Raw genomic sequence first — 8109 nt, 5'->3', positions numbered from 1 at the left:
GCCGCGCCCCCCCCCCCCCCCCGCCCGTGAAAACCCCCCCCCGGGCCCCCCCCCCCGCCGGCGCCGGCGGCGCCGCGCCGCGCCCGGGCCCGCCGGAGCGCTCCAGCAGCGCGCCCGAGGTCGAGTAGATGATCTTCGGGTGAACCTCTACCATGAGCACCTCATACGGTCCGTCCCCGCAGCTGTCGCCGCTCCTACGGCTGTTCCGGGAAGCGGGCGGGAACAGGGGGAACTCGTGGAGATCGGTCTGGCGGACACCATCAAGGCCCTGCGCGGGGAGCTGTCGAGGGCCATGACGGAGGGCGAGGGCCACCCCGTACGGCTTCGTGTGCAGTCCGTGAAGCTGGACATGCAGGTCGCCGTGACGGCGTCGGCGGAGGCCGGCGGCGGCGTCAAGTTCTGGGTGCTGAGCGCCGACGGCAAGGCGTCCGAGGCCACGTCGACCACGCACACCGTCTCGCTGGAGCTCACGGCGGAGACGGCCGACGGCGGCTCCGTACTCACGGATTCTGCGCGTGGGGCACGGCTGGAGGACTGAGCGCCGTGAGTGAGCCGGCGGGCCGGAGCGGATCCCGGGAGGGCCGGAGGTGAGGGACGCGCAGGAGGGTCTGGAGCGGGTCGCCATGGTGGTCCGCCGGGACTCCGACGGCACCCCTCGCTTCGCGGCGACCGGTTTTCTGCTGGCTCCCCGACTGGCCATCTGCGCCGGTCACGGATTCACCCGCCGCGAAGCCGTCCACGAGGTGCGGCTGCCCGGGCAGTCCGGGAGGCGGGTCGGTGTCGAGGCGGTGTTCCGGCACCGGAACCCGGCGGTGGATCTCGCCCTGCTGGTCCTGGGTGACGGAGCCGATCCGATTCCCCCGGTCCGCTGGGGTGTCGTGCCTCCGGCCGTGGGGTCCCTCCCGTTCGTCGCGGTCGGATTCCCCGACTTCGCGGTCCGCGGGGACGTGCCGGTCACCCGGCAGATGACCGGTTCCATCCTCCTCGGGTCCTTCCTCGGCAGCCACGAGATGGAGCTCTCGCTCGACAGTCCCGCCCCCCGCCAGGCGGGCGGATCCCCCTGGCAGGGCGTGTCGGGGGCCGGCGTCCTCACCCGGGACGGTGTGCTGGTGGGGGTGTGCACCAGTCATCACGTGCCCGCCGGTGCGGCGAGCCTCACGGCGGCCGGTCTCTCCCCGCTGGCCGAGGACCCGGAGTTCGAGCGCCTCCTGGCCGAGCACGGGGTCGACCGGGTCGCGTCCGGCCCACTCGCCTCCCCGGCAGAGGGCTACGACCTCCGGCGTCGAGTCCGCACGCACGCCGAGGTGGTAAGGGATCTGCGCGGGCGGCGGAACTACCTGGACCAGGAGCGGCTCCCCTTCGTCCACCCGGGGACGGACCACGACTCCCACCCCGACCGTCTCTTCGTCCGGCTCACCGCCGATCGGCCTCGCGGGGTCCTGCTGATCGGGCCGGCCGGATCGGGCAAGACGAGGACCTGTTTCGAGGTGGCGCAGCGGGCCGATCGCGCCGGCTGGCGCGTGCTGCACGTCCAGGCGGACAGCTCGGTGGACGCGGACGACGTGGCGGCGTCCGTCCTGGCCGGTGGACGGGGCCGGGTGCTGCTCGTCCTGGACTACCTGGACGCCTGCCCCCAGTTGGACCTGCACGCACTGGGCGAGGTGCTGATCCCGGACGCCCGCAGGCGCGGCGTGACGGTGGCGTGCCTGGCGTCGGTGCGGCCGGGTTCGCGGCACTCGGTCCATCTCCGCGGCAGCGCACGTGTGCTCGACGACGTCTTCGTACGGGACGACTGGCCGCACCAGTCCGCGATCATCACCCAGGTCCTGCGGCACGCGGCCCCCGATGCCGTACGCCACTGGGGACTGGAGGAACTGTCCAGGCTCTGCGGGCGCCGTCCCGTCACCGCCCTGCTCATCGCCCGCGCGATCGAGGAGCAGGGGCTCGGGCGGCTCCCCCTCACCGTGACGGCCTCGGTGCGTCCCGGCGAACTGCTGGCATGGCTCCGGGAAGGCATGCGGCGGGACGCACTCGCGACGGGCCTCGACGGCTCGGCCTCGCCGTTGGACATGGCGATCCCCGGTGTGGGGCAGCTGGCGTTCGCCGTGGCGGCAGTGTCCACCCCGCAACCCCGCCAGGTCGTCGAGCGGACGGTCGACACCTTGCTCGCGGCGGCCGGAGAGCAGGGCAGGCGCTACACCGGGCGCCACGTCGTCGACACTCTGATCTCGCTGGGTTGGCTGGACGAGGCCGACGGACGGCTGGTGGTCGTCCACGACATCGTCACCGACGAACTGCTGATGCAGTCACTCATGCCCGCTCCCGGATGGAGTGTCCACCAGCCCTCCGCGGAGCCCCTGCTCACCGCGGTCGCGCGGCATCCGCGAACCTTCGCCGTGTTCACCGGCCATCTCCGGCGCCTCGCCGCCGACCTGACCTCCCACGGACCCACCCATCAGGCCGCCGCGCTGGACCGGTTCTGCGGTGAGTGGCTGACCGCGCACGCCGACGTCCTCGGGCGGCTGCTGGAGCCCGCCGGCCGCGACGGTGAGCACGCGCTGCTGGCCCTGCTGACCAGCGAGCCCTGGCAGCGCTCCGCGCCCTCCGTGTGGAACGCGCTCGTGACACCCTGGCTCGCCCGTGCCGAGGACGAGTTCGTGGCTCAGCCCTTCCTGTCCTCCGCCCTGCGGGCTTCGGGCGAGCCCTCGTCCGCCCTGGTCGAGGCATGCCTCGACTGGCTCTCTCGCCGCGGGCGGCAGACCGATGCCGAGCTCCTCCTCCGCGCGCTGCTGGCCCGTACGGACCTCCCGGCGGAGGCCGAGGACCGGGTCGTCGAGAGCACGCTGAGCTGGGTGCCGTCCCGGCCCGACTGGCGCCACACGCCCACGCTGCTCAAACGCATGCTGACCATGGACCATCCGCCCGCCCGGCTGGCGCGGGTGACGCAGACGGCCCTGGGGTGGGTGACGCCCTTCCGCACCGGCGGGGTCGGTGCCGTGACCCGTGATCTGCTCCAGCGTCAGGACGTCGACGCCGCCGTCCACGAGGAGGCCGTCGCCAGGGCGTTCGCCTGGGTGCGCGCTGCCATGAGGACCGGCACGGACGTGGGCCCTTCCGTGTGCGTCCTGCTGGAGTGCGACCTCCTGCCGGAGACCGCCAGGACCGAGCTGTTCCGCCTGACCGTGGAGTGGCTGGAGTCGTCGCACGGACACGTGAGTACGGGCCGCGTCCTGCGCTGCCTCCTGATCGACGAGCGCTGCCCACCGAAGCTGAAGCGCAGGGCGGCCGACATCGCACGGTCGTGGCTCGCCCACGGCGCCGCCGGGACCGACGCCCAGAAACGCTCCCAGGTCGTGCACGCCCTGCTCGCCCACGACGACACGCGGGACGCGGCGGCTCCCCTCCTGAACCAGCTGGCCTCAGCGCCTGACGGCGCCGTCGCCCCGGAGGTGCTCCAACGGCTGCTCCTGCACCACGAAGAGCTCAGCCCGGAGCAGGCGCGCGCCACGGTCACCCACGCCTTCGCGTGGCTGGAGGACCGTCAGGGACCCGAAGGCTTCGCGGGCCTCCTCAGCGCCCTTCTGCGCCTGCCCGGGCTGACAGCGCAGCAGCTCCGGACGGCGCTCGACCACGGGTTCGTCCACCTCATGGCGCACTCGCACGACTACGAGGTCATGGCCCTGATGCTGAGCCAGCGCCAAGGTCTGACCCCGGCGCGGGCCCAGGCCGTCGCCGAGGTCAGTCTGCGATGGCTGCCCTCCCACGGCGGCAAGACCCAACGGGCCGTGCTCGCCTCGTTCCTCACCCGCCCGGACCTGACGGCCGCACAGGAACGCGCCGGCATCGACATCGGCCTGAACCGAATGACCACCGACACGTCGACCAAGTCCGGTTCCCTCCTGAGGGGCCTGCTGCGCCATCCCGCCCTCGACGCGGACCAGCGCTCGCGCGCCGTGGACTGCGCGCTCCGATGGCTCGAGCTGCACCACAAGATTCCCAAGGCGTTCCTCGTTCTCGAGGTCCTGCTCGCCCTTCCGTCGTTCCCGGCGGGCGAGAGGGCGTCCCTCGTACGGATGGCGGAGACCTGGCTGGCCAGCCATGCGGACCTCCCGTTCGCCGGGGGCGTCCGCGCCGGTGTGGCGGCGGCCGGGTCCGGTTCAGGTTCCGCGCCCTGACCGGGCGTCAGCCACAAGGATGGGGATGCGCACCGTGAACGTGGCGGCGGCGGTCGATCTACGGCAAGACGGAACAGGGCTCAACCGACCGGTGGCGGGAGGGGAAGCCGGGCGGCGAGGAACTTCGGAGCCATGCCCCGGTAGCTGTCGGTGATCAGTTCGGCGAGCTCGGTCCAGTCGGTGTGGTCACCGAGCACAGCGATGACGACGTCACGGCCCCAGTGGGCGCGGAAGAACGGGAACCCCGGCGCGGTCAGGCCGAGCAGATCGTCGTCGGACGCCCGGAACGTCATCACGACCGGTGCCTGGCCCTCGGTCGCATACGGGGCGTAGACCGGGGAGCGATCCACGTCCGGCGCATAGACGTGAGCGAACGTCCGCGTACGGATCCGCCAGCGCACACCGACCCAGGCCGGTTCCTCGTAGGACTCGGGCAGCTGCCGGCAGATCGACCGAACCCTCTTCAGGATCTCCGGCGGCACGTCTCCAGGACTGGACATGCCCCGACACTACCGAACCCGTGTGACACCCCACCGAACAGCGTCGACCCCACCGGCAGCAAGGCCCCACGGCGGCGCCTGCGTTGCTGACGATGACCATTGGCTGATCGACCCCGCTGACGGTGGGGCAGGCGGTCGTCCTCGGGAACGGCCGTCACCTCGGGGCGGAACGCGGACCGGCCGGGAGAACTGCCCCACGGTGCGGCTCCTCAGCAGTCCCTGGGACTCCTCAGATGCTCGCGTTCGCGATCCGCTCCGAAGATCGAGCGTCCGGGGGTGTCAGCCCTGGCAGATGCCGCGGGTGTAGTCGTACGTTGCGGCCGTCTGCGAGTACTTCCACTGCGGGGCGAGGAGCCCGTCCGCGAGCTGGCGGGCAGCCGCGGGGCTCTCCACCACGTAGCCGAAGTCCTGGAGCCAGGAGGGGTAGAGGTTCTTCGAGCCGATGTAGAAGGCGGCGTCGTCCACCGAGACCAGCTTGTGGTGCTGCGCGTACGGCTTGCCGTACGCCCAGGTCGGCTTCTCGGAAGCGCGGAAGGTCGCCAGCTGCAGGTTCTGGCACATGGCCGCCCGCGCCTTCGGCTCGTCGCCGGTCAGGGCCTTCAGGCGCCCGCGCAGGGCGTCGCTCACCTCGGACAGGGACTTGATCTGCGAGTAGCCGCCGCTGCCGATGGTGCCGCGGTTGGCGGGGTCGCTGACCACGATGCGTACCTTCACTCCGGCGGCCAGCTTCGCGGCGAGGGTGTCGTAGAGCCGGACGTCGTAGCGGGGCAGCGGCGGGCAGGTCGCGTGCATGTCCTGCTGCGAGATCTCGATGTGCTCGGTGGCGCTCGCGACGAGAGCGCGGAGGGCGGTCTCCTCCGGGTTGACCGTGTCGTAGTCCCGGTCGGTGTTGGTGTAGTCGTGCACGCCGATGCCGCAGGTGGTGTCGGATGCAGTCGGCAGGACGGGCCGGAACGACGAGGACGGGTCGCTCTGGCGGATCCCGACACCGAGGCCGCCGACGGCCAGGGCGGGGACGTCACCGTCGGCCGGCGGCGTGGCGGGGCGGGGCAGCGTGGGCAGGCAGCCCGCGCCGTTGGAGGAGGCGAACCAGACGCTGGTCCAGCTGGTCCTGTTGCGGCAGGTCCAGTCCCACAGCGTGTCGAGGTAACGCCCGGCGGAGCCGGCGGCCGGACCCGAGAGGGCGAGGTCGACGTCGTTCACCGGGTGGGCGGTGTCGAGGTAGTCGTCCTTCCAGCTGTTGATGCCGCCGGTGATCACCGAAGTGCCGTCCACGACAACGAGCTTGGAGTGGTTCCAGGAGAACCCGGTCTTCGAGGTGGTCATCGACGCGACGTTGAGGGTGATGTTCGCCGCCGCGGGCCCGAGCCTCGTGACCAGCTCGTCGCGGTACGAGGACGGGATGACGTTGGCGTGGTAGATGGGCGCGGCGCCGACCAGGATGCGGACCTGGAGCCGGTTGCCCTTCTGCGCCGCCTCCTTCAGACCGGCCACGATCGCGTCCTGGAAGCCACCGTTGGGGAACGGGGCCAGCGTGGATATGTCCACGCTGTGGCGGGCCGCGGCGATGTCCTCGCGTACCTTCTCCAGCAGACGACGCGAGCCGGAGCGGTCGGCGCAGGTGGCATCACCCCAGCAGCCGGGGGTCTGCAGCAGCCAGTCGGCGCCGCCGGGAGCGGAGGGGCCGAGGCGGTTGCCCTCCGTGCGCTCCCAGACGGTGCCTTCCAGGCCGGGAGAGACCTGCCGCAGAGACTTTTCCACGCCGTCGAGGTGCGGGGTGGGCGCGGCGGCGAGCGCGGGCGCGGTGGACAGCAGGATGCTGGAGAGCGCGAGAGGCAGGGCCATCGTGCGCAGAGTGCGTGCCAAGGTGGTTCTGTTCCTTGCTTTGGGGGGGTGGCTCAGGCCGATGGCGCGCCGCAGAGGGGGCCTCGACCTTGATCAACTCGCGTAAGTTACCAGCACGTAGCCACCAGTTCACCCCAGCCCACACCACTATCAGCCAATATCGCGCCACACACGGCGAGCGCAGTCCTCGGCGTTCCGCGCCGGCACCACGAGCTACGGCAGCCACGCACTGGAGTGAAAAGGCCGGGACCGTTGTTCACGTACCTGGCCCTCGTTGAATCGACCGCGGGAGAGAACTCGGGCTTCGGTGACTGCGGCGGGGGCCGACTCACGGACGGATCTTCTTCCGGACGACTGCCCTGGCCACACCCGCAGGCCCACGAGGCAGGCGACTCGTGGCGGGCGCCCGGTTTCGACATCAGCCCTTCGAGTTCAGTACGCAGGGCGAGCGCCTGGCACCCAGACTTGTCACACCCCTCCACCATGCTCTCCGGCATGAACGAGAACGCCTTCTGGCAACTCATCGAAGCGTGCAGCCCCGCTGTCCCCGATCCCGAGGGTGATCAGCTCGCCGCCGCCCTGACGGCTAGCCTGACGAACGGCCCCGTGTCCGACGTGGTCGGCTTCGCCGAGCAGCTCTCCTGGGCCCTGTACAGGCTGGACCGCAAGGAATACGGGGATGGCCTGTCGAGCGATCAGTTCCTCTACACCCGGGCGGCTGTCGTCGCAGCCGGCCATGAGGCCTACGAGAGCGTACTTCGAGACCCTGAGCTCTTCGTGCCGTACGCCAACGGCCTCGTTTGGGCCGAGGCCCTGCTCTACGTACCCGACAAGGCCTACCAGCACCTGACGGGCGGCGCATGGGACCGCAGCACCCAGTACAGCTACGAGTCGTACTCCAACGCGGACGGCTGGACTTCCGCGTAGGCGCCGCGGTCGCTTCCGCCTCGCCATCTGAAACGACCTCGGAGCACGGCACTGGCCACCCTCCGTGAGAGCGCGATTTCCACGGGAGCCGTCCATGCCTGAGGGCTGCCCCGCTCCGCGCTTTCGGCATCCGCGTGGGCACCGGCGAGGCGCTCGCGGGGACGATCGACTTGCGGTTCGCAGGAGAGGACTTGGCTCCCGGCCAGGTGAACGTCGCCTACGGCCTCTATCCCTCCTGGAGGGGGCGTGGCCTGGCTACCCGCGCGGTGCTCCTGGCGTCCCAGTACGCGGCCACTGAGGGCGGCGAGGAAGCGGTGATCCAGGTGGACCCGGAGAATCCCGCGTCCGCCGTAGTCGCACGGCGGGCAGGATTCACCCGCGGCAAGCAGCCGCACAGCGAGGACGGCAGACGGTTCGACTGGTACATCCGGGACCTGCGTGAACTTCCCCAATGACAACCAGCAGTTACGGACAAACCTTTGGATCATCGACAGATGACCGTCCTGGCCACCGATCGCAAGACGTGGCAGCGCAGTGACGCTTTCGATTACGAGGGCGTATCGCGCCCAGCGACGGGCGCCCCATCGGGCCTGTTCGGCCGCTGGACAGCGGCCCGAATTCGGCCGAGGCGCGCGCTGACGTGGCGTACCTGCCGGAGCCCG

6 protein-coding genes are annotated in these 8109 nt (G+C 71.2%); 4 read left to right on the top strand and 2 right to left on the bottom strand.

Features of this window, described 5'->3' with window-relative positions; translation table 11 throughout:
- Positions 1–235: 235 nt before the first annotated feature.
- Together ACFV2S_RS11635 and ACFV2S_RS11630 are read left to right on the top strand one after the other, a co-directional pair.
- Positions 236–538 carry a trypco2 family protein gene (locus tag ACFV2S_RS11635; RefSeq protein WP_385556546.1) on the top strand — a complete coding sequence of 101 codons (303 nt, stop codon included), beginning with the start codon at positions 236–238 and terminating at the stop codon, positions 536–538.
- A 49-nt stretch (positions 539–587) separates the two neighbouring features.
- Positions 588–4175 carry a trypsin-like peptidase domain-containing protein gene (locus ACFV2S_RS11630; RefSeq protein ID WP_385556544.1) on the top strand — a complete coding sequence of 1196 codons (3588 nt, stop codon included), beginning with the start codon at positions 588–590 and terminating at the stop codon, positions 4173–4175.
- A gap of 80 nt (positions 4176–4255) precedes the next feature.
- On the opposite strand, the gene ACFV2S_RS11625 is transcribed toward ACFV2S_RS11630, so the two are convergent.
- Both ACFV2S_RS11625 and ACFV2S_RS11620 read right to left on the bottom strand, forming a co-directional pair.
- Positions 4256–4675 (bottom strand): MmcQ/YjbR family DNA-binding protein, encoded by a 420-nt coding sequence (locus ACFV2S_RS11625; protein ID WP_385556542.1) that lies wholly within the window; start codon positions 4673–4675, stop codon positions 4256–4258.
- A 279-nt stretch (positions 4676–4954) separates the two neighbouring features.
- Complete coding sequence (locus ACFV2S_RS11620) at positions 4955–6541, bottom strand: phospholipase (protein ID WP_385556540.1); 1587 nt, start codon at positions 6539–6541, stop codon at positions 4955–4957.
- Between the two features lie 474 nt (positions 6542–7015).
- On the opposite strand from ACFV2S_RS11620, the gene ACFV2S_RS11615 reads away from it, so the two are divergent.
- Together ACFV2S_RS11615 and ACFV2S_RS11610 are read left to right on the top strand one after the other, a co-directional pair.
- Positions 7016–7447 carry a DUF4240 domain-containing protein gene (locus ACFV2S_RS11615; protein WP_385556538.1) on the top strand — a complete coding sequence of 144 codons (432 nt, stop codon included), beginning with the start codon at positions 7016–7018 and terminating at the stop codon, positions 7445–7447.
- A 98-nt stretch (positions 7448–7545) separates the two neighbouring features.
- Positions 7546–7902 carry a GNAT family N-acetyltransferase gene (locus ACFV2S_RS11610; protein ID WP_385556727.1) on the top strand — a complete coding sequence of 119 codons (357 nt, stop codon included), beginning with the start codon at positions 7546–7548 and terminating at the stop codon, positions 7900–7902.
- Positions 7903–8109: the final 207 nt, after the last annotated feature.

The organism is Streptomyces sp. NPDC059695, assembly GCF_042733785.1.
GTDB lineage: Bacteria > Actinomycetota > Actinomycetes > Streptomycetales > Streptomycetaceae > Streptomyces.
This window is presented reverse-complemented; position numbering and strand designations above follow the sequence as displayed.

Coding starts and splice junctions, on each gene's coding strand:
- ACFV2S_RS11615 (WP_385556538.1), top strand. CDS start 7,016: ATGAACGAGAACGCCTTCTGGCAACTCATCGAAGCGTGCAGCCCCGCT.
- ACFV2S_RS11625 (WP_385556542.1), bottom strand. CDS start 4,675: ATGTCCAGTCCTGGAGACGTGCCGCCGGAGATCCTGAAGAGGGTTCGG.